Origin of the sequence: Campylobacter sp. CNRCH_2014_0184h, assembly GCF_025772985.1 — a bacterium.
Taxonomy (GTDB): Bacteria; Campylobacterota; Campylobacteria; order Campylobacterales; family Campylobacteraceae; genus Campylobacter_D.
This window is the reverse complement of sequence record NZ_JAKMTB010000001.1, coordinates 73,633-94,072: the sequence shown is the minus strand read 5'-3', so window position 1 is coordinate 94,072 and position 20,440 is coordinate 73,633. Positions and strand designations below refer to the sequence as shown.

The window sequence follows — 20,440 nt, the reverse complement described above, 5'->3', positions numbered from 1 at the left end:
TGTTATAGATATTTTAACTCATATATCCATAAAAAAGCTTTAATTATTGCGGTCTTTTAGCTTGTTGCAACATATTCATAAAGTTTTCCATTCCTTTTTTGTTTGAAAATTTCTTTGCCAACTTAGCTGCATTGCTAAATTGTTTTAAAAAGCGATTTACTTCCATTTGAGATAAACCAGCCCCCTCTGCAATACGACGCTTTCTTGCATTGTTTAACAAATCAGGATTTTCTCTTTCTTTTGGCGTCATTGATGAAATCATTGCTTTAATATGAATAATTTCTCTAGAATTATCCAAATCAATATCTTTAATATTTGCTGCCATGGACGATAAACCAGGTATCATGCCAATGATTGATTTCATACTACCAAGTTTTTTAACACTTTCCATTTGATTTAAAAAGTCATTAAAATTAAATTCACCTTTTTTAATTTTCTTATTAAGTTTTTTTGCTTCTTTTTCATCAATAATAGCTGCGGTTTTTTCAGCCAAAGTCGCTAAATCACCCTCGCCCATGATACGATTAACAATTCTATCAGGGATAAATACTTCTAAATCAGCTACTTTCTCACCAACACCAATAAATCTTAAAGGCACACCAATTTGTTTTGCTATGCCTAGCGCAACACCACCTTTAGTATCTGCATCAAATTTACTTAAAATAACCCCTGTAATTTCTAAAGCCTCATTAAAGCTACTTGCTGTTTTAACTCCATCTTGACCACTCATAGCATCAGCTACATAAAATACTTCATCAGGATTTAAAATAGCTTTTACATCTTTAAGCTCACTCATCAAAGCCGTATCGATTGCTAAACGGCCAGCAGTATCTACAAGCAAAACATCATACATAGAATTTTTTGCTTTTTCTAAAGCTTGTTTAGCAACATTTAAAGGATTACTTTCATTTTCTATGAAAAATAAATCGAGCTCATTAGCTTGAGTGAGTTGTCTTAGCTGTTCTACTGCAGCTAATCTTTGTAAATCACATGCAGCAATTAGTACTTTTTTATTTCTTAACTTTAAATAATTAGCAATTTTTACCGTAGTAGTAGTTTTACCGCCACCTTGTAAACCACACATCAAAACAACCGTAGGTGGCTTACTAGCAAATACAAAACCTTGATTTTTACCTTTAACACTAAGAATTTCTTCTAAATTTTTCTTAATTGAATCTAAAAATTGTTTTTGACCTATGCCATTAGTTTTCACATCATTTTCTACTAAAGTAAGTAATTCTTTAGTAACTTTATGATGTACATCTGCTTTTAAAAGGGCTTTTTTTAAAGTGTCAAGAGCGTTTTTTAAAGCTTTTTCATCATCAACAAAACGAAGTTTATTAACTGCGGATTTAAACGACTCACTAACTATTTCAAACACTTTATTTTCCCTTTATTAAAATTTTAAAAAGCTAAATTATAAACCCTTTTAGCTTTAAACGCCTTTAAAAATTTAAATTTTTTACTTCAAAACCATAAGCATTGAAACTCTCATCAAGCAAGGCTTTAAATTGATAATCAAAAATATGCGTTTCATATGAATGCAAATACATTCTAGAAGAGCTAATTTTTGCATATTTTTCATCACCTATAATACCATGTTTTATATGATTTAAATGCACTCTAATTTGATGTGTTCTACCTGTTTTAATGACTGCTTTTATTAAGGTTTTTTTAGCATTTACCATTAAAGGTATAACCTGAGTATGAGCTTCTAAGCCAAATTTATCGATTTTACTAAAGGCTCCAGATTTATTTTTTATAGTAGTTATTTTTTCACAAATTTCAAGTTCTTCAGCAATCACTCCATCAACAATAGCTAAATAACTTTTATAAACATTTTGTTTTTTGTATTCTTGAATGCATTTTAGTCTAAATTCCTCATCTTTACTTAAAAGTAAAACTCCACTTGTTTCCTTATCAAGTCTATTGATTAATTTAGCATTATAAATACCTTCTAAATTCTCACTAATCTCACCATAAGGCTTATTTAAAGCTATGATTTTATCATCTTCAAAAAGTATTTTTGCTTTTTTTATTTTTTGCACAACAAATCTTGTTTTAGAACTCATTAAAGCCCTAGCTATAACAACCTTTTTACCCATAGCAAAAACACAGCCTTTGTCAATCAAATCCTTTGCTGTGTTATTAGAAATTTTTTCTTGCATTGCAAGCAATTTATAAGCTTTTTCTTGCATCTAAACCTTCTTTTATGCTTAATATAATTTCATTTAAATCACTTTGTTCTTTAAGTTGTGCTTGTGATAATTTTTGCTTTAAAAAAACATTTATATCTTTTGCACTCTCACAAATATACAAACCATCAACTTCTTGATATAAACTTTCTTGATTAAAATAATATTTCCCTGAGATAATAACATTATTCCATCTAGCTGCCTCTATAGGATTATGCCCACCTATATTATCTACAAAAGAGCCGCATAAAAAAACCACATCACTAATCTTATAAAAACTTTCTAGCTCACCTAAAGTATCTAGCAATAAACATTTGGTATTAAAAAAATTTGCAAAATTATTTTCGCTTAAAGTAAAGTCTGAAAATTTTTGCATATTATAGTGGTTTTTTTGACAAAAATCTTTTAAAATTTTCTCAACTGCACCAAAACGCTCTGGATGTCTTGGGGCGATAATCAATTTATCGTTTTCTTCTAAATTAATTTCATTAAGTAATAATCGTTCTTCATTTTCATGTGTACTAGCAAATATAATAATCCTAGCTTTGGGCTTGGAATAGTTTTTCACTTGTTCTTGTTTTATATTAGCTTTAATATTTTTATATGCTATAACATTTTTAGCGCCCAAGCATTCTAATCTTTCTTTGTCTTTTTGACTTTGCGCAAACACAACATCAATATATTTAAAAATCAAACGATAAAAAAAGCTAAAACGCTTATAGTTTTTTAAAGATCTATCGCTAATTCTAGCATTTAATAAAACAACTTTTGCATTATAAAATTTAGCCATAAACACAAGCATAAGCCAAAGCTCTGCTTCAAAAATAACCAAAACTTTACAAGGTCTCATCCAAAAAGGTACAAAAATCTCAAAAGGGAAAAAATTTACTTTTTTAGAATATTTTAAAGCTTCACTAAAACCAGTTTGAGTTATGGTTGAAATTTTACAAGTTGGAAAAAGTTTTATTAAAGGAATAAGGCTTTTAATTTCACCAAAAGAACAAGCATGAAAATACACGTCACCTTGTTTTTGCCTTAAATTTTTGTAAAGAAAGAATCTTGATTTTAATGATATTTTATACTTTTCCTTACAAAAACTTAAAATCAATAAAAAAGGAGCTGCAATTATATATATAATCACAGCAAAAATATAATAAAAAAAAATCAATTTTGATTTTCTTCTTTTTCTTTGTATAAAATTCTTCCACAATGTGGGCAAGTTATGATTTCATCACCTTTTAAAACAGCCAAATAAGTTTTATCATAAATTCTCATAAAACAGCCATAACAAGCATGTTTTTTTACAGGAACTACTGCAGTATTTCCCGCCCATTTTCTAATTTTTTCATAAAAAGTTAAAACTTTTTGATTTATTTCACCTACTAATTTTACCTTTTTATCATAAATTTGTAATCTTTCTTTTTCAATATCCACTAAAACAGTTTTAGTTTGAGCATCGATTTGATCCACTTCATTTTCAAGTTCGCTTCTTTTAGCTTGCAATTCTTGTATAAACTTTTCTTTATTTTCTAAAATTTTATCCAATCTTTCAATTTCTTCATTTGCTGCATCAAGTTGTTCTTTGGCTATATCCTCTTCAATTTTTAAAGCATTTGCTTCTTTTTCAGTTTTTACCGCTGCACTTTTTTTGGCTATTTCTTTTATTTTTACACCAAATTCTGCAATATGATTGTTGTTTTGAATTTTTTGATTTTCTATATCTTTAATATCTTTCTCAAAACCTGCAATTTCTTCTTCTGTTTTATCAAGTAAATTGCGTTTTTCTTTTAAATCTTTTGTAGCATCTTCTACTTTATTTGCAAAACCATCAAGTTCTTTATCAATTTGCGATAAAGCTATAAGTTGTTCTAAATATTTACTCATTGAAATTTTCCTTAAAAATATTGAAATGGATTTTTTGAAACTGATATTATAACTTCTAAATGAAATTTTTGCAAATCTTTTGCTAAAATTTTACCAAAACAAGATTCGCTTTCATAGTGTCCTATATCAATCAAACTAAGTTTATTATGATAACTTTCCAAAGCTTGATGATATTTAAAATCTCCGCTTAAAAAGCAATCTGCCTTAACACTAGAAATTAAATCTCCTCCACTGCCTGTGCATATTGCTAAAGTTTTAATTTTCTTATTATCTGCATTTACAACTCTTATGTAATCAAGCTTTAAACTTTTTTTTACATGATTAATTAAATCGCTAAATTTAAAATCAACATCACAATAAATTAAAAACTCGTTTTGTTCTTTAATCTTAAAACCTAAAATTTCACGAGCAAAATAAGCATTTAAATGACTTAAGTCAAAATTCGTATGCATAGCAATTAAAGCTATGTTTTTTTGTATCATTTTAGTAAGAATATTTTGCGGATAAAACACCCCGCTTAAGTTTTTTAAACCTTTAAAAATCAAAGGATGATGAACTATAAAAAGTGAATTTTCACGTGCATTTTCAATTAAATGCATATCCACATCAAGAGCAAGATAAATTTGATTTATTTCTTGATCTAAAGTTCCAAGTAATAGGCCGCTATTATCCCATGAACTTTGCGTACTAAATGGGCTAATAGTATCCAAATAATCATAAATTTCTTTAATTTTCATCTAAACTTTCTTTATACACCAAAGCACAATTTTTAGATAATTCTCTAATTTTAAGCATAAAGTCTTGTCTTTGAGTTACTGAAATAGCTCCTCTTGCATCAAGCAAATTAAAAGTGTGCGCTGCTAACATACAATAATCATATGCAGGCAAAGCAAGCTTTGCTTCTAATGCATTTTTACACTCATTATAGGCATTTTCAAATTGCACATTTAAAGTTTTAACATCACTTACTTCAAAATTATATTTACTAAATTCAAACTCACCTTGCTTATGAACATCTTTATAGGTAATTTTTTCACCGTTAAATTCATTCCAAACTATGTCATATACATTATCTACATCTTGCAAATACATTGCGAGTCTTTCTAAGCCATAGGTAATTTCAGCACTTACTAAATCTACGCTTATACCGCCAACTTGTTGAAAATAAGTAAATTGTGTTACTTCCATGCCATCAAGCCAAACTTCCCAACCCAGACCCCAAGCACCTAAACTTGGACTCTCCCAGTTATCCTCAACAAAACGAATATCATGTGATTTTAAATCAAAACCTAAATTTTCTAAACTTTTTAAATATAATTCTTGGATGTTATCAGGGCTTGGTTTAATCAAAACTTGAAATTGATAATAAGCACCTAGTCTATTAGGATTTTCACCATATCTTCCATCAGTTGGTCTTCTACTTGGTGCTACATAAGCAGCTGCCCAAGGTTTTTTACCCAAACTTCTTAAAAAAGTTGCAGGATGAAAAGTCCCTGCACCTGCTGGAAAATCATAAGGTTGCATAATGGCACAACCTTGTTTTTGCCAAAATTCTTGTAAGTTTAATATCATTTGAGAAAAAGTCATTTTTCTTCCTTTATTTCTTCTGGCTTTTCAGGTGAATTTGCATATAACTCTACTGTTTTATTCCACATCATTTTGTATTTTCTTTTTAGAAATTCCACTTCATTGCGCGCGTATTTGAGTTGCTCGTTAAGATTTTCTATGGTTTTTCTATCTTCATCATAAAGTTCTTGCATAGAATAAAGAGCATCTTTTAAAAATTTATTCTCACCCTTTAAAGCTTCTAAGGTCTCATCTTTAGCATCAAGAACTTTTTCGTGTAAGTTTAAAATAGTTCCTATGGTTTTTTCTACAAAACTTTCTCCTGCTAAAGTCATAGAATTTACCATAGCAGGTTGCTTTGAGCTTGTTGGAACCACACTAAATGTTCCTTGATTAGCCTCAATATAAATTTCACCCTCTTCTTCTTTGAAATTTAAAGCACCATTTGCCATCATTCCTTTTACAACATCTTCAGATAAATGCACTAATTGACAAAATTCTTTTAACTTCAAGTAAGTTTGCATAAATACTCCTTAAAGAAAAACTTCAATTGTACTAGAATCTTGAATTAATTTTTCTTGTTGTTTTTTTCTATCTTCTAATAATTTTTGTGCTAAGGATTCATCCTCTATAGCTAAAATTTGCACAGCTAAATAAGCTGCATTAATAGCCCCTGCTTTACCTATAGCCAAAGTTGCTACAGGAATTCCACTTGGCATTTGCACAGTAGAAAATAAAGAATCCATACTTGCTAAATTACTTCCTGGCATAGGTATGCCTAAAACAGGTTTTGTTGTATGTGCTGCAACAGCTCCTGCTAAATGTGCTGCCATACCTGCTGCTGCAATAAATACTTTTGCACCTTTTTCTTCGGCATTTTTGATGTATTCTTGGGTTCTTTGAGGACTTCTGTGTGCTGAAGTGATTAAAATTTCATATTTAACATCAAATTTTTCCAAAATTCCCAAAGCTTCTTTCACTACATCATAATCACTCTTACTTCCCATCAATATAGAAACAAATTTCATTCAACACTCCTTCTTAAAAAGCTAAATTCTGGAAGCTTAAACGGTAAAGTAATTTCATTTTCATTACCACTATGAATTTCACTAAATTCTTTATTATTTTTGGCCAATAATTGCTTAAAAACTATAAATTTCTTACCATCATTTTCATAGATTAAACCTAGTTTATTTTCTCCTAATTCTATATTAGAATTAACCGGAGCTAAAATTTCATATTCTTTGTTTAATTCTATCTTGCCTTTACATTTAAAAAACTCGCCATCTTCACTAATAGCATGCACTTGATGAGTTCCTTCTTCTATGCTTGTATTGTGATTAATAGAATCGGTTTTTTCATAGGCTCTTGAGACTAAATATCCATCCGTAAAACCTCTGTGTTTTAAAGTATGGATTTCTTTTTCATATTTAGCAGCATCAAAAGTGTCTTCCAATACATCTTGCACTGCCATTTTATAAGTTCTTGTAGTCAAAGCTACATAATACTCACTTTTTGTTCTTCCTTCTATTTTAAAAGCATGAATACAATTTTCTTGCATAATCTTTTGAATATATGAGCTTAAATTTAAATCTTTAGAATTAAATACATGTGTTCCATTTTCATCTTCTTCTAATCTAAAAAGTGTATTTGTCTCTGGATTTTTCGCATAAAGCTCATAATTAAATCTACAATCATTTGCGCAAGAACCACGATTGCTCATGCGTCCACTTTGTACTGAGCTTATTAAACATCTACCAGAATATGCAAAGCACATAGAGCCATGCACAAAACTTTCAAGCTCGATATCACAATTGTTTTTCAAATCTTTTGCATCTTTTAAACCAAGTTCCCTTGCTATAACAACACGCTTAGCTCCCATGTCTTTATAGACTTGAGCGTCTAAATAGTTTAAAATATTAGCTTGAGTGGATACATGAAGATTGATTTCAGGTGCAAGTTCTTTAACTAAACGCATAGCACCTACAGAAGCTACTATAAAAGCATCAGGTTTCATTTCTTTTAATTTTAAAATATGCCTTTTTAAACCCTCAATTTGTGAGCTAAAATGAAAACCATTAATGGTTACATAAATTTTTTTTCCTCTTGTGTGAGTATAATCAATGGCTTCTTTAAAAGTTTCATAATTGAAATCCCTAGCAGTTCTTGCTCTTAATGAAAAATTACTCACTCCCGCATAAACAGCATCAGCTCCATAAGCTAACGCTATTTTTAATTTTGTAAAATTTCCCGCAGGAGCTACTATTTCAGGAACAATCATTTTTTGCCTAAACTTGCGATTAATGCCTCAATATCATCATTGCTTACAACATCTGTAGTTGTATCACCTTCAATATGCACAGCCGATCCTACGCGTTTTTCATCATCAATTTTACCTTCAAATAAACTACTCATGTATCTACTTAAAGCTCTCATAACATTAATAACACGTTCGATTTTTTGACGGTGAATATCTTGGTATTGCATAGCATCCATTGCCATCATAACTTCATCTTGTCCAGTTTGTAAACAACCCGTGATTTCATCTATAATATTTTTAGCATTATTGTTAGTTTCTATAGCTTCTTTAAAGCTTACAACATTAGGAAATTTTGCATTTAGTTTTTCAAAAATTTCTATATTTTTATTCAAAGCATCGCTAATTACACAAAGCTCATTTTCTGAATTTGCAAAGAAATCATTAATAATTTCTAACTTTTCCATCATTTCAGTAGCTTTGATTTCACTATCTCTTGTAACATCATCAAGCTGATGCACAACTTTATGTTCTTTGCTAGGTGGTGGTGGTGGCCATGCCATATCTGCTCTTGCTTTATAATCACCATTAATCATTGCATCAACAATTTGTTTATTTTTTTCCTCATCTTCATACTCTGTTTCAGGCTTTGTTTCTGTTTCTTCTACAGAATCAAGATCTAAATCTTCAGTGCTATTCATTAAAGCATCTAATTCTTCTTGAGTCATTTTTACACCTTTTTAATATAAAAAACTAATGTGAAATTATATTATAAAAAAATATAAACCAATATTAATTTTGTTAATTAATTATATAAATTAATATTTTTTTGTATTTGACCATAAAAAAAATATTAATTTAAACTTAATTTAATAAAAATATACTACAATCTTAAAAAATAAATTAATACCTATTAAAAAGGAGAGAAAATGGGTAAGTTTGTAAATAACATTGGTGAGTTTTTTAGTTATTGTCAAGAACATGAAGTTTTATTTGTTGATTTTAGATTTACTGATATGATAGGTACTTGGCACCATATTACTTACAATATAAAAGCAATTGATGATAAAACTTTTGAAAATGGAATTCCTTTTGATGCAAGCTCTTTACACGGTTGGCAACCTATAGAAAAATCAGATATGATTTTAAAACCTGATGTAGAAAGTGCATTCTTAGATCCATTTACAGCAGATCCTACTATCATAGTAATTTGTGATGTATATGATATTTATAAAGATCAAATGTATGAAAAATGTCCAAGAAGTATTGCCAAAAAAGCAATGCAACACTTAAGTACAAGCAATATCGCTGATACAGCTTATTTTGGTCCTGAAAATGAATTTTTTATTTTTGATAATGTAAAAATAGTTGATTCTTCTCATTGTGCAAAATATGAAGTAGATACTGAAGAAGGTGAATGGAATGATAATAAAGATTTCACAGATAGTTACAATAGCGGACATCGCCCAAGAAATAAAGGCGGATATTTTCCTGTAAGTCCTATTGATTCTAGTGTAGATATTAGAGCTGAAATGATGCAAGTTTTAGAAAGAGTGGGTTTAAAAACTTTCGTACATCACCATGAAGTAGCACAAGGACAAGCTGAGATTGGTGTAGAATTTGGAAATTTAGTTGAAGCTGCTGATAATGTACAAATTTACAAATATGTAGTAAAGATGGTAGCACATTTAAATGGAAAAACAGCAACTTTTATGCCAAAACCACTCTATGGAGATAATGGAAGTGGTATGCATGTGCATATGAGTCTTTGGAAAGATGGAGTAAATTTATTCTATGATAAAGAAGGCTATGGAAAATTAAGCGAATGTGCGATTAATTACATCGGTGGAATTTTAGCTAATGCAAGAAGTGTTGCCGCATTTACCAATCCTAGCTCAAATTCCTATAAAAGAATAGTTCCAGGTTTTGAAGCACCTTGCATTTTAACTTATTCTTGTCAAAATCGCTCTGCAAGTTGTCGCGTTCCTTATGGTATTAACGAAAAAAGCGCAAGAGTAGAAATTAGATTTCCTGATAGCACTTCTAATCCTTACCTAGCTTTTACAAGCTTACTTATGGCAGGACTTGATGGTATTAAAAACAAAACCATACCGGTTGGCCCTATGGATGAAAATTTATTTGCACTAACCCTAGATGAGATTAGAGAAAAAGGTATAGAGCAATTACCTCACACTTTAAGAGGATCTTTAGAAGCACTCATTAGAAAAAATGCTTTCTTAAAACCTGTTATGAGTGATGTGTTTATTGATGATTATCAACATATGAAATTTGAAACCCAAGTATGGCCTGTAGAAGCTAGACCAACTGCATATGAGTTTAAAACTTGTTATTCTTGCTAATTTTTGATGCCTTTTTGGCATCAAAAATTTAAAACACTATCGTTTTATTTTCGTGTATAAAAATCCTATCATCAAAGACCAAATCCAAAGCCTTAGAAAAAACATTTTTTTCCACATTACGTCCTGCTTGTTGCATAGCCTGCCAAGAATATTCATGAGTAACTGGTATAACATCTTGAGTGATAATTGGTCCCTCATCTAAGTTATTATTTACAAAATGTGCTGTTGCGCCTATAATCTTCACTCCTCTTTCATAAGCTTGCTTATAAGGATTAGCTCCTATAAATGCAGGTAAAAAAGAATGGTGGATATTAATAATCTTTCCTTCAAAATGCTCCACAAAAGATGGAGACAATATTCTCATATATTTTGCTAAAACAATATAATCAAACTCGTATTGTTTTAAACACTCTAGTAGTTTTTCTTCATGCTCTTGCCTACTTAAATCCTGCGCTAAAATAGTATGAAAAGGTATGTTAAATTTATCCACTAAAGGTTTTAATATCTCATAATTTGCAATAACTGCTTTAATATTTGCGTTAAATTCCCCACTAAATTGGCGAATAAGTAATTCACCCAAACAATGAGTTTCTTTGGTAGCTAAAACAATAATATCTTTTTTTCTCTTTGATGTAATTTCAATTTGTGCATTATCAGGAAGCATGGCTTCAAGCGTTCCTTTAAAAGCTTTTATATCAAGCTCACCTTCTAAATGCGCTCTAAAGAAAAAACGATTTTCTCCAACAAATTCATCATTTTTTATAATGTTGATTCTATATTTAAAAATAACATCTGAAATTCTATAAATCAATCCTTTTTCATCACTACTTGAAATTTTTAAAATATATTCATTCATTTTTGCTCCTTTATATAGTTTTTTAATTCTTGTAATCTTCTTTTTTCAAGCTCAATTCCAAGCTCTTTCCCACTAAACCCTTCCTTTAGTAAATCATTTGCACTAATTTTACTTTTAAAAGCATGATAATATAAATTTAATTTCTTTGCTTGTGCCATACGCTCATTATCCCAAAGTCCAAGCCATTTGCAAAGTGGTATTTTTAAAGCAATTTTAGCTAAATTAAAATCATCAATTTTACCTAAAATAAATTCTTGTTCACATTTTTTTAATAGTTCTTTTTTTAATTTTGTTTTTTTAAAAAAAATCTCTTTATTTATATGAAAAAAATTCAAATACAAATATAAATACAAAGCCTCATCATAAATTAATTTTTGACTATGCTCTAAAAGTTTTTCAAATTCTTCATTACAGCTTTGATAAAAAAATATTTTTTCTTCTAAATTTAAAATTTTGAAATACTCATAAGCTTTATTTAGTCTTGAAGTTTTAAAAATTTTATAAAGTTCATTATTAATACGCTCTTTAGATAAATCACTTATATCCATAGTTTGCATTAATTTTAAACTTTCTTTTGCAATTGTTAAATCAAACCTGCATGCAAAAGAAATTCCACGAAGCACTCTTAAACTATCTTCAACAAAACTTATATCATCAATATGTCTTATAATCTTTGCTTGTAAATCTTGCAAACCATTAAAAAAATCTAAAAACTTAAAATCAAAAATATTTACCATCAATGCATTAATGGTAAAATCCCTTCTTTTAGCTCCTTCTTGTTCATCATTACAAACTTTAACTTCAAAACCTCTATGGCCTGTAGAAATTTTATTTTCATAACGTGCTAGAGCTAAATCAAATTTTTTGTATTTATATACAAAAAAACTTTTTCCTACTCCATTTGCATCAAGTTTTTGCATAAGCTCATCAAAAAGCTTAGGCTCAATATCATAAATTTCTATATCATAATCATCACTAGATAAATCTAAAAAAGAATTCCTTACACAACCACCTACTAAATAAGCTCTTTGCGTGTAAGGTTTAAGTATATTTTTAATCCTTAAAAAATCTTGGTCATTTTTTAAGTCTATCTTCAATCTTTGCAAGCAAAAACTCTAAAAAAGTAATGGTCATATCTAATCTTTTTTCCATATGCTCATCTTTGGTATTTTTTAATCCTTCAAATAAAACCAAAATACGCTCTCTAAGATTTTTTAAGAAAAATTCTTCATTATTTATAATACTTTCTTCTTTTTCTTCTAAAGCTTCAACCTTAATAGCGACATTTTGCTTCTCATCTTTTACTTTTACTTCTAAATCATCTAATTCTTGAATTAGCTCTTGCGCAACCTTGCTAATTTCTTCTTTGATTTTTTTCTCTTGAGTATTAACACTTTTTTCTTGAGTAATTTCTTCTACCATAGGAGCAAATTCATCGTTTTTACTTTTTTTATTATCTAACTCTGAATTAACTTCACTAATAGCCATTTTTGCTAAATCTTCTATATTCATAGTTTTATCAACCACCTTTTAAATTCATTAATTTCTTCTTCGCTTTTCATATTGACAAAAAAATCAAGCATATCATAATTTAAATCTTCATGATTAGAACGCAAACCACTTAAACGCCTTATAGCATCAATGGCATTTTTATTTTGCGGATCTTGTTTTAATATATTTTTATAAATCTCCAAAGCTTCATCTTTTAAACCTTGTGCTTCATAAATAGAAGCTTCTGTTACTGTATATCGCATTATCAACTCACAAAAAAATAAAATGCCAAAATTCTAACAAAAAAGACTTTAATTTATTTTAATTTTTACTTAATCACAGGAGCTTTATACGCTAAAAATACAAAAATATTAAGTATTATAGCTACTATAATAAGCATCATAAAACCTAAAGTAAAATTTCCAAAGCTATCATGAAGCATACCTATAATCCAAGGTGCTTGAGCTGCTATTAAATATCCTATGCCTTGTGACATAGCAGAAAGTTTAGCTGCTATAAAAGAATTTGAACTTTTTATAGCAATAAACAATAATGAAATTGTAAAAACCCCACTAGATGCAAAACCTAAAAAAATAGCTGCTAACAACAACACTAACTTTACATCGCAAAAAAACACCAAAATAAAACTTAAAACATATAAAAAACCTAATATTATAATAACAAAACTCTTAGCATGAGCTCTTAGTTTTCCTAAAACAATAGGCAATAAAAATGCTACGGGCATGCCTATGATTTGAGAAAGTAACAAAACATTAGAACCAAAATCAATTCCAAAACCTTTTTCACTTATCATCACACTAAGCCAAGCAAAAAGACTGTAAGATAAAAAACTTTGCAGCCCCATTACAATGGTAACTTTCCAAGCTGTTAAATTTAAAAAAAGATTTATTTTATTGATACTTTTCTTTTTAGGACGCAATAATCTTTTATTTTTCAAATGCGGAAAATAAAAAATCAAAGCAATCAAAGCTAAAACAACCCAAAAAAACATAGCTTGAGGCACTTCAAAAATTTTAAGCAAAGGAAGTGATAAAGCTACTCCAGCAATTGAAGATAAACCTATAATTGATCCATATAAACCCATTATTTTATAAGCATTTTTTGCAAATTTTTCTTTTACAAAAGAAGGTAATAAAACATTAGCTATTGCAATGCCTGCTCCAATTAAAAAAACCCCAGAAAATAAACCTATATTACCTCCATAACTTCTAATAAGCTCTCCAAAAACAATCAAACATAAAGCAAAAAACAAAGCTTTAATTTGTGAAAAATATGCTACAAAAAAAGATATAAGACCAAAAGCTATCAAAGGTAAAGTTGTAAGCATACCTGCTAGGGCTGAATTTATCTTATAGTATTCTTGAATGTATTCTATCATAGGACCTATAGAGGTTATAGGTGCTCTTAAATTTAAAGCAAGGGTAATTACAACTAAAATATTAATCCAAAAGAATTTTTTATATGAAATTTGTGTATACATGATTATTTTTGATTTAATATATTTTCAAGGTATTTTTGTTTATCTTGCTTAATATTTTTTTGCTCTATTTGCTTTTGTTGTTTTACTACTTCATTTTCCTTAGAAAAATAAAAATGATCAATAATAAAAACAGAAGAAATGATAAAAATCAAAGGAATCAAAAAAACCATAATCAATATTTCCTAAAGACATTGCCATAGTATTCTATATTATCTTTTTTTAAATTCTCATCAAAAACATTTGCCTCAAAATTTGCTTTTAAAATTTTTTCTCTTTCTTCGTCTAAATCCTGATAAGAAAAAACCATATTAATACTCACTACCCCATCAAGCTGTTCTAATTGTTTATATGCTTTTAACTCATCATCTAAATTTTTACTTTCTATTACTACTATAATTTTTTCATCCTGAGCTAATTCCACACTACAACAAGGTGTTTTTTGAATTTGCTCTTTGAGTTTTTCTACTTTTTCTTCTTTAGTTAAAATCAACACACTAGAAAGATTCATCTATACTCCAAAATATAATTTTATCTTCATAACCTGCACTAATAAGCTCATGTTCATTTAAAAATATAAGATATTCTAGCAAAAAATCTTTATTTTGGAATCTTTTTATTGTTTTTAGGTTTTTAGTATTTACAAGTTCTATAATATTTTTTTCATTATCTCCAAAAGCCGCTATAGAACCATTTTCATTTAAAGCACAAGTATAAATCAAAAAATCTCTTTCTATATTTTTTTCTTGATCATTTTGCACTATGCCCAATTTTCTATCAGTACTACAGCTTGCAATAATTGTGTTTTTAAAATCAAGTTGATAAATATTATCCTTGTGAATATTCTTATAACTTTTTATTTTTTGCCATTTCTTCACATCAAAAAGCATTAGCTCGCCACTTTCAAAACCTGCCACTAATTGAGTTTTAGTTTCATTTAAAACCACATCACTTAAGCTTGAACTAGAAAAAGTAAAATTTTTTACAACGCTTTTTGTTTTTAGATCAAAAAGCTCTATATTAGAACCTAGCAAGGCTAATAAAATAGTATTATCATCTAAAAACAAAGCTTTTTTTGCTCCATCATTAGCTAAATCATAGCTTAAAAGTTGTTTATTTTTATAAACATATAATTTTTTACTTCCAAAATCACCTTCACTTAAAATCAAAATAGCCCCATTTAAGTAATCAATGCTATAAATTCTGGGGCTAAGATTTTCTTCGTAAAAATTTTTAATCTTATCTAGCTGAGTGATTTTTTGCATTTTTTTATCTTTAAGGAAATATTGTTTTATCTCTCCATTATCAAGTCCTATAAGCAAACTATTATCAGCAAGCTTTAAAGCGTTTAAATTTGAATCAAGCTTAAGCTCATAACTCAATGCATAAATACTCATTAGTAAGATTAAAAACATTTTTTTCATAATTTTATTTTACACCTTCATTTAAAACATCTAAAAGATTAGATTTTTTCTTTGATTCTTCGCTTTTAAATTTTGCTTCAAAGCTATTTCCTACCAAAGGTTTAGCATCACTTTGTGGCACATGACATTGTGTACAATTAAATCTTGCATCACTTATCATATCTTTAGTAGATTTGTTTTTTCTTAAATCAAAATAATGACTACTTGGAAGTGGCGTAGCTCCAACATCTTTAGCAATAGTCTTATCATGACAACTTAAGCAAATATTATTATCTTTAGTAATTGGAAGCATATCCTCTAAAGTGTGCGGGATTAATGGCGGAGCATTTTCAAACGATCTTTCAATCAAAACAGACTCACCAGCCACTGCTTGAGAATATTTTGCATCCAATAATTCTACATTTTCACTTTCTAAACTTGTTTTTCTTAAACCTATATCTTTTGAATCAACACTTTTAACAGCAAGCCCACAAGCACTTATTAAAACAGCTGCTGCTAAGGATAAAAAGATTTTATTTTTCATTTTCTCTCCTTAAATTTATTATACTAAAACCTAAAGCATCATCACCGCAAATATCAATACATTTTCCACATCTTATACATTCACCTGATTTTACATCTTGATTTTCTTTACCTATCATCCAAAGCACTTGTTTTTCAGGGCACACTCCAAGACATTTATAACACTTAGTGCATTTTTGTAAGTTATATCTTACTTTTAACAATGAAAAATACGAACTTAAAGCCCAAAAAGCCCCTAAAGGACAAAAATGCGAACAAGTAAATCTTGGACTAAAAAATGTATCTATACAAAAAATGATCAAAGCCATAAAAAGCCAAGAAACACCACCGAAAATAATCCCTCTTTGGATTATTCCTATATAAGAAAATTCCTCAAAAACAGGAAAAGAAAAAAGAAAAGAAAAAATCAAAACAAAAGCTAAAACATAATAACGCAAATTTTTATTTACATTAAAAACTCTTGCTTGATTAAAACCTAATTTATTTCTAATAAAATAAGCAAAATCAGTAATGATATTGACAGGACAAACCCAAGCACAAAACGCTCTTCCAGCAAAAATAGCATAAAACAAAAATACTATCAAAGCACCACTTAAAGCCATTAAATCTACTTGCAAACTTGCTAAAGCAAGTTGAATAAATGCAAAAGGATCACTTAGTGGCACCGAAGAAAATAAAACCGAAGAGCTTAAATTTCCTTTTAATATAAAATTAAATACACCAAAAGAAAAAAAAGTTAAAATAGACAATTGCATTACCCTTCTTAAAATAAGATATTTCATAGCAATTCTCCATCATTAAGATAATCTTTAGCCTTATTTTTATTGAAATTTTTATCTGTGTTTACATCTTGCAAACGCTTTTCATCTTTTTCATCCCAACCTTTGATGTAATTATCCCCAGCTTTTCCTAAAACAAATTCTCTAGGTAAAACTTTAATGGCTGCTTTTTGTGTTATACAAGCTTTTTCACAAATCCCACATCCAACACACACTTCATGATCTACCACAGGTAGTAAAAATGCATGCTTTGCTGTTCTTTCATTGCGTTTTGTTTCAAGTTTTAATGCTTTATCCATTAAAGGACAAGCTCTATAACAAGCATCACATTGAATTCCCCAATAAGCAACACAACTTGCACTATCAATTATAGCTATACCCATTTTTGTTTTATAAATTCCATTATTTTGCTCTAGATATTTATGATCTAGCGCATTTGTAGGACAATCTCTTATACAAGGTATATCCTCACATAACCTGCAAGGATTTTCTCTTGCTACAAAAAAAGGTGTACCATTTTTAGCACTATTTTCTAAATTTGCTAACTTTAAAACATCATAAGGACAGGCTTTTACACAAAGTCCGCATCGTATACATTTTGATAAAAATTCTTTTTCATCATCTGCCCCAGGAGGTCTTAAAAAATACTCCTGATTTGAGCTAAATGCTAAACTTGCTAAAAATGCACTTCCGCTTCCTATGCATAAAAGCTTAAAAGCAAAGGCTAAAAATTCTCTTCTATTTTTCATTTTTATGCTTTAGTAATTTTTACGGCACATTTTTTGAAATCTGTTTGATTAGACAACGGACAAGTTGCATCTAGTGTAACTTTGTTTATATATACATTCTCATCAAACCAAGGCACATACACAAGGCCTTTAGAAGGTTTATTTCTACCACGAAAATCTACTCTAGCTTTTACTTTACCACGACGTGATTCTACCCATACGATATCACCTTGATTAATTTTCATAGCCTTAGCATCATCTTCATTCATATAACAAAGTGCTTCAGGTACTGCACGGAAAAGCTCAGGAACTCTCATAGTCATAGTTCCACTATGCCAATGCTCTAAAACCCTACCAGTACATAACCAGAATGGATATTCTTCGCTTGGTTTTTCAGGTGCTTTCATAAATGGTCTAAAGAAAATTTTTACTTTGTTTTTTAAACTGTATTTTTCTTTAGTTTGTGGAGCTAGTAAATCTCCTTTTGGTAATTCTTTAGCAAAACCTCCATAAAATGCAAAATCTGAATTTGGAGCAGCTTTTTTAGCATAATAGTCAAATTTAGTATTAAATCTCCATTGGGTTTCTTTACCATTTACCACAGGCCATCTTAAACCTCTTACTTTATGATAAGTATCAAAATCAGCTAAATCATGTCCATGACCTAAACCAAATTTGCGGTATTCTTCCCATAGATATTTTTGTACAAAAAATCCATAACCTTCAAATTCTTTACCATCACTACCTATAACTTTTCTCTCATCACCAAATACTTCAGAATTATCAAATCCTTTTGCAATATTATCTTTAGCTTTAAAAGATTTTGCTTCTTTATTAGCAAATAATACATCATATAAAGTATCATCTTCGCTATAACCCATAGCTTTAGCTTCTTCTAAAACACTTGGCAAGGTAAGCTTATCATTTACCTTAGTTTCGCCCCAAACTTCTTTTAATTTAAAGCGTTTTGCAAATTCCATGATTTGCCAAGTATCACTCATAGCTTCACCTACAGGCAGCACTTGTTGCTTCCAGTGTTGAGTTCTTCTTTCAGCATTACCATAAGCACCCCATTTTTCATAAATCATAGCACTTGGTAAAATTAAATCTGCCACCTTAGCACTAATTCCTGGGTAACAATCACTCACAACGATAAAATTATCCATTTCTCTAGCCGCTGCTATCCAGTGATTTGCATTAGCTGTATTTTGCCAAGGATTATTTACTTGCACCCAAGCAAATTTGATATTTCCATCTTCTAAATCTCTCATGATTTTTAAGTATGGAGCACCTGGTTTAGGATTGATTGTTTTTGCAGGAACTTTCCAAATTTTTTCACTAATTTCTCTGTGTTTAGGATTTGCAACCACCATATCAGCAGGTAAACGATGCGAAAAAGTCCCTACTTCTCTTGCAGTTCCACAAGCACTTGGTTGTCCTGTTAATGAAAACGCACCACTTCCTGGCTTAGCTTGTTTACCAAGTAAAAAATGCACCATATAAGCTTGCTCATTTACCCAAGTACCTCTTGTGTGTTGATTAAAGCCCATAGTCCAAAAGCTTACAACTTTTCTATTTTTTTCTATATATAAATTTGCTAATTCTTGAAGTTTTTTCTTAAATTCTTCTATGCTTTCATCTTCATTACCCTTAGCAACTTTAGCAACATAATCAAGTGTATAAGGCTCTAAAGCTTTTTTGAAATCTTCAAATGAAATTTCCCAATGCGCATCAGGAGCATTTTGGTGTTTCATTTCAAATTTATCGCCTGCTTTTACACCCAAATAAGCCAAAGATACTGCTTCTTCTTCATCTACAATAATAGCATTTTGTTTTGCTACGGTATCTTTTTCACTTGCTTTAAATTTAGGATGGTTTGGATTATTTCTCATTCCATAACCAATATCAGCATAACCTGTTGTAAAAATACAATGTTTTTCAATAAATTCTTTATCCATAGCTTCAGGATGATTATAAACAATCTCTCTAGCGATATAATTCCAAATAGCTAAATCAGTATTTGGTTTGAAAATGATTTCAGTATCTGCTATATGAGAAGTTCTATTAGAAAAAGTAGATAAATTTACGATTTTAACTTTATCTAAATTACTTAATTTTCTATCACTTACCCTTGACCATAAAATCGGATGCATTTCTGCCATATTTGCACCCCAAGTAATAATAGTATCAGTAAGCTCTATATCATCATAACAACCAGAAGGCTCATCAACCCCAAAAGTTTGCATAAAACCAACAACAGCACTAGCCATACAATGACGTGCATTTGGGTCTATATTATTTGATCTAAAACCAGCTTTTACTAATTTTGCAGCAGCATATCCTTCTTGTATAGTATATTGACCACTTGCAAAAATTCCAATCCCCTCAACACCTTTTTCTTTGTAGGCTTTTTTGAATTGTTTTTCCATTTCATCAAAAGCTCTTTGCCAAGAAACTTGTTGAAATTTTCCTTTTTTATCAAACTCACCTTTTGCATTTACACGAAGTAAAGGTGTTGCTAAACGGTCTTCTCCATACATAATTTTTGCATTAAAATAACCTTTAATACAATTTAATCCACGATTTACCGGAGCTGCTGGGTCTCCTTTTACAGCGACAATTTTGCCATCTAAACTTGCAACTAAAATTCCACAGCCTGTACCACAAAATCTACAAACAGCCTTATCCCAACGCCATTTATTCTCAGTATTTGCAAGCACACTACTTGGAACACTAAGACCCGCAACACCACAAGCACTAGCAATAGCGGTATTTTTAATGAAGTCCCTTCTGTTCATTATATCCCTCGTTATTGTTTATTTATGTATATAAAGAATACATGAATATAATATTACTATGATTAGTTTAAATTTACATTAT

General features: G+C 29.5%; 23 protein-coding genes. 1 reads left to right on the top strand and 22 read right to left on the bottom strand.

The annotated features are described in order from the left end of the window. Positions 1-43: 43 nt before the first annotated feature. From ffh to L8X36_RS00430, 10 genes are all read right to left on the bottom strand, one after another. Complete coding sequence (gene ffh, locus L8X36_RS00475; RefSeq protein WP_263682111.1) at positions 44-1,381, bottom strand: signal recognition particle protein; 1,338 nt, start codon at positions 1,379-1,381, stop codon at positions 44-46. A gap of 64 nt (positions 1,382-1,445) precedes the next feature. Continuing rightward, positions 1,446-2,198: a pseudouridine synthase family protein gene (locus L8X36_RS00470; RefSeq protein WP_263682110.1), complete on the bottom strand. Its 753-nt coding sequence runs from the start codon at positions 2,196-2,198 to the stop codon at positions 1,446-1,448. Continuing rightward, positions 2,179-3,363, bottom strand: a complete 1,185-nt coding sequence (gene waaA, locus L8X36_RS00465; protein WP_263682109.1) for a lipid IV(A) 3-deoxy-D-manno-octulosonic acid transferase — start codon at positions 3,361-3,363, stop codon at positions 2,179-2,181. Before waaA ends, L8X36_RS00470 begins: the two co-directional genes overlap by 20 nt. Further along, positions 3,360-4,079 carry a zinc ribbon domain-containing protein gene (locus tag L8X36_RS00460; RefSeq protein WP_149062431.1) on the bottom strand — a complete coding sequence of 240 codons (720 nt, stop codon included), beginning with the start codon at positions 4,077-4,079 and terminating at the stop codon, positions 3,360-3,362. Before L8X36_RS00460 ends, waaA begins: the two co-directional genes overlap by 4 nt. Before the next feature lie 11 nt (positions 4,080-4,090). Next, positions 4,091-4,816, bottom strand: a complete 726-nt coding sequence (locus L8X36_RS00455) for a Nif3-like dinuclear metal center hexameric protein (protein ID WP_263682108.1) — start codon at positions 4,814-4,816, stop codon at positions 4,091-4,093. Next, a complete protein-coding gene (gene glyQ, locus L8X36_RS00450; RefSeq protein WP_039668538.1) occupies positions 4,806-5,666 on the bottom strand; it encodes a glycine--tRNA ligase subunit alpha in 861 nt (286 codons plus the stop codon). Before glyQ ends, L8X36_RS00455 begins: the two co-directional genes overlap by 11 nt. Continuing rightward, positions 5,663-6,169, bottom strand: coding sequence for a DUF3972 domain-containing protein (locus L8X36_RS00445; RefSeq protein WP_039668539.1), 507 nt, complete (start codon positions 6,167-6,169; stop codon positions 5,663-5,665). Before L8X36_RS00445 ends, glyQ begins: the two co-directional genes overlap by 4 nt. A gap of 9 nt (positions 6,170-6,178) precedes the next feature. Next, on the bottom strand, positions 6,179-6,673 hold the full coding sequence (purE, locus tag L8X36_RS00440; protein WP_263663130.1) for a 5-(carboxyamino)imidazole ribonucleotide mutase: 495 nt from the start codon (positions 6,671-6,673) through the stop codon (positions 6,179-6,181). Beyond that, complete coding sequence (locus L8X36_RS00435; RefSeq protein WP_263682107.1) at positions 6,670-7,926, bottom strand: peptidase U32 family protein; 1,257 nt, start codon at positions 7,924-7,926, stop codon at positions 6,670-6,672. The genes purE and L8X36_RS00435 overlap by 4 nt, the downstream gene beginning before the upstream one ends. Further along, positions 7,923-8,630, bottom strand: a complete 708-nt coding sequence (locus L8X36_RS00430) for a protein phosphatase CheZ (RefSeq protein WP_240379224.1) — start codon at positions 8,628-8,630, stop codon at positions 7,923-7,925. The genes L8X36_RS00435 and L8X36_RS00430 overlap by 4 nt, the downstream gene beginning before the upstream one ends. Positions 8,631-8,831: 201 nt before the next feature. Between L8X36_RS00430 and glnA the strand changes: the two genes are divergently transcribed. After that, positions 8,832-10,262 (top strand): type I glutamate--ammonia ligase, encoded by a 1,431-nt coding sequence (gene glnA, locus L8X36_RS00425; protein ID WP_263682106.1) that lies wholly within the window; start codon positions 8,832-8,834, stop codon positions 10,260-10,262. A 28-nt stretch (positions 10,263-10,290) separates the two neighbouring features. Here glnA and purU read toward each other — a convergent pair whose 3' ends face one another. From purU to napA, 12 genes are all read right to left on the bottom strand, one after another. Further along, positions 10,291-11,118: a formyltetrahydrofolate deformylase gene (gene purU, locus L8X36_RS00420; protein ID WP_263682105.1), complete on the bottom strand. Its 828-nt coding sequence runs from the start codon at positions 11,116-11,118 to the stop codon at positions 10,291-10,293. Next, a complete protein-coding gene (locus L8X36_RS00415; protein ID WP_263682104.1) occupies positions 11,115-12,224 on the bottom strand; it encodes a CCA tRNA nucleotidyltransferase in 1,110 nt (369 codons plus the stop codon). The genes purU and L8X36_RS00415 overlap by 4 nt, the downstream gene beginning before the upstream one ends. Beyond that, positions 12,193-12,630 (bottom strand): invasion antigen D, encoded by a 438-nt coding sequence (locus L8X36_RS00410; protein ID WP_039628495.1) that lies wholly within the window; start codon positions 12,628-12,630, stop codon positions 12,193-12,195. The genes L8X36_RS00415 and L8X36_RS00410 overlap by 32 nt, the downstream gene beginning before the upstream one ends. Further along, on the bottom strand, positions 12,627-12,875 hold the full coding sequence (locus tag L8X36_RS00405) for a hypothetical protein (RefSeq protein WP_087691144.1): 249 nt from the start codon (positions 12,873-12,875) through the stop codon (positions 12,627-12,629). The genes L8X36_RS00410 and L8X36_RS00405 overlap by 4 nt, the downstream gene beginning before the upstream one ends. A 62-nt stretch (positions 12,876-12,937) precedes the next feature. After that, a complete protein-coding gene (locus L8X36_RS00400) occupies positions 12,938-14,110 on the bottom strand; it encodes an MFS transporter (RefSeq protein ID WP_263682103.1) in 1,173 nt (390 codons plus the stop codon). A gap of 2 nt (positions 14,111-14,112) precedes the next feature. Continuing rightward, positions 14,113-14,280 (bottom strand): hypothetical protein, encoded by a 168-nt coding sequence (locus L8X36_RS00395; RefSeq protein WP_257396760.1) that lies wholly within the window; start codon positions 14,278-14,280, stop codon positions 14,113-14,115. A gap of 2 nt (positions 14,281-14,282) precedes the next feature. After that, a complete protein-coding gene (locus L8X36_RS00390) occupies positions 14,283-14,618 on the bottom strand; it encodes a chaperone NapD (RefSeq protein WP_263682102.1) in 336 nt (111 codons plus the stop codon). After that, positions 14,605-15,531 carry a WD40 repeat domain-containing protein gene (locus L8X36_RS00385; protein ID WP_263678754.1) on the bottom strand — a complete coding sequence of 309 codons (927 nt, stop codon included), beginning with the start codon at positions 15,529-15,531 and terminating at the stop codon, positions 14,605-14,607. Before L8X36_RS00385 ends, L8X36_RS00390 begins: the two co-directional genes overlap by 14 nt. A gap of 4 nt (positions 15,532-15,535) precedes the next feature. Further along, positions 15,536-16,054, bottom strand: coding sequence for a nitrate reductase cytochrome c-type subunit (locus L8X36_RS00380; protein WP_263663122.1), 519 nt, complete (start codon positions 16,052-16,054; stop codon positions 15,536-15,538). Then, positions 16,044-16,835, bottom strand: a complete 792-nt coding sequence (napH, locus tag L8X36_RS00375) for a quinol dehydrogenase ferredoxin subunit NapH (protein ID WP_263682101.1) — start codon at positions 16,833-16,835, stop codon at positions 16,044-16,046. The genes L8X36_RS00380 and napH overlap by 11 nt, the downstream gene beginning before the upstream one ends. Next, positions 16,832-17,581: a ferredoxin-type protein NapG gene (napG, locus tag L8X36_RS00370; protein WP_263682100.1), complete on the bottom strand. Its 750-nt coding sequence runs from the start codon at positions 17,579-17,581 to the stop codon at positions 16,832-16,834. Before napG ends, napH begins: the two co-directional genes overlap by 4 nt. Before the next feature lie 2 nt (positions 17,582-17,583). Next, entirely contained in the window at positions 17,584-20,358 is a 2,775-nt protein-coding gene (napA, locus tag L8X36_RS00365; RefSeq protein ID WP_263682099.1) for a periplasmic nitrate reductase subunit alpha, read from the bottom strand. Between the last annotated feature and the right edge of the window lie 82 nt (positions 20,359-20,440).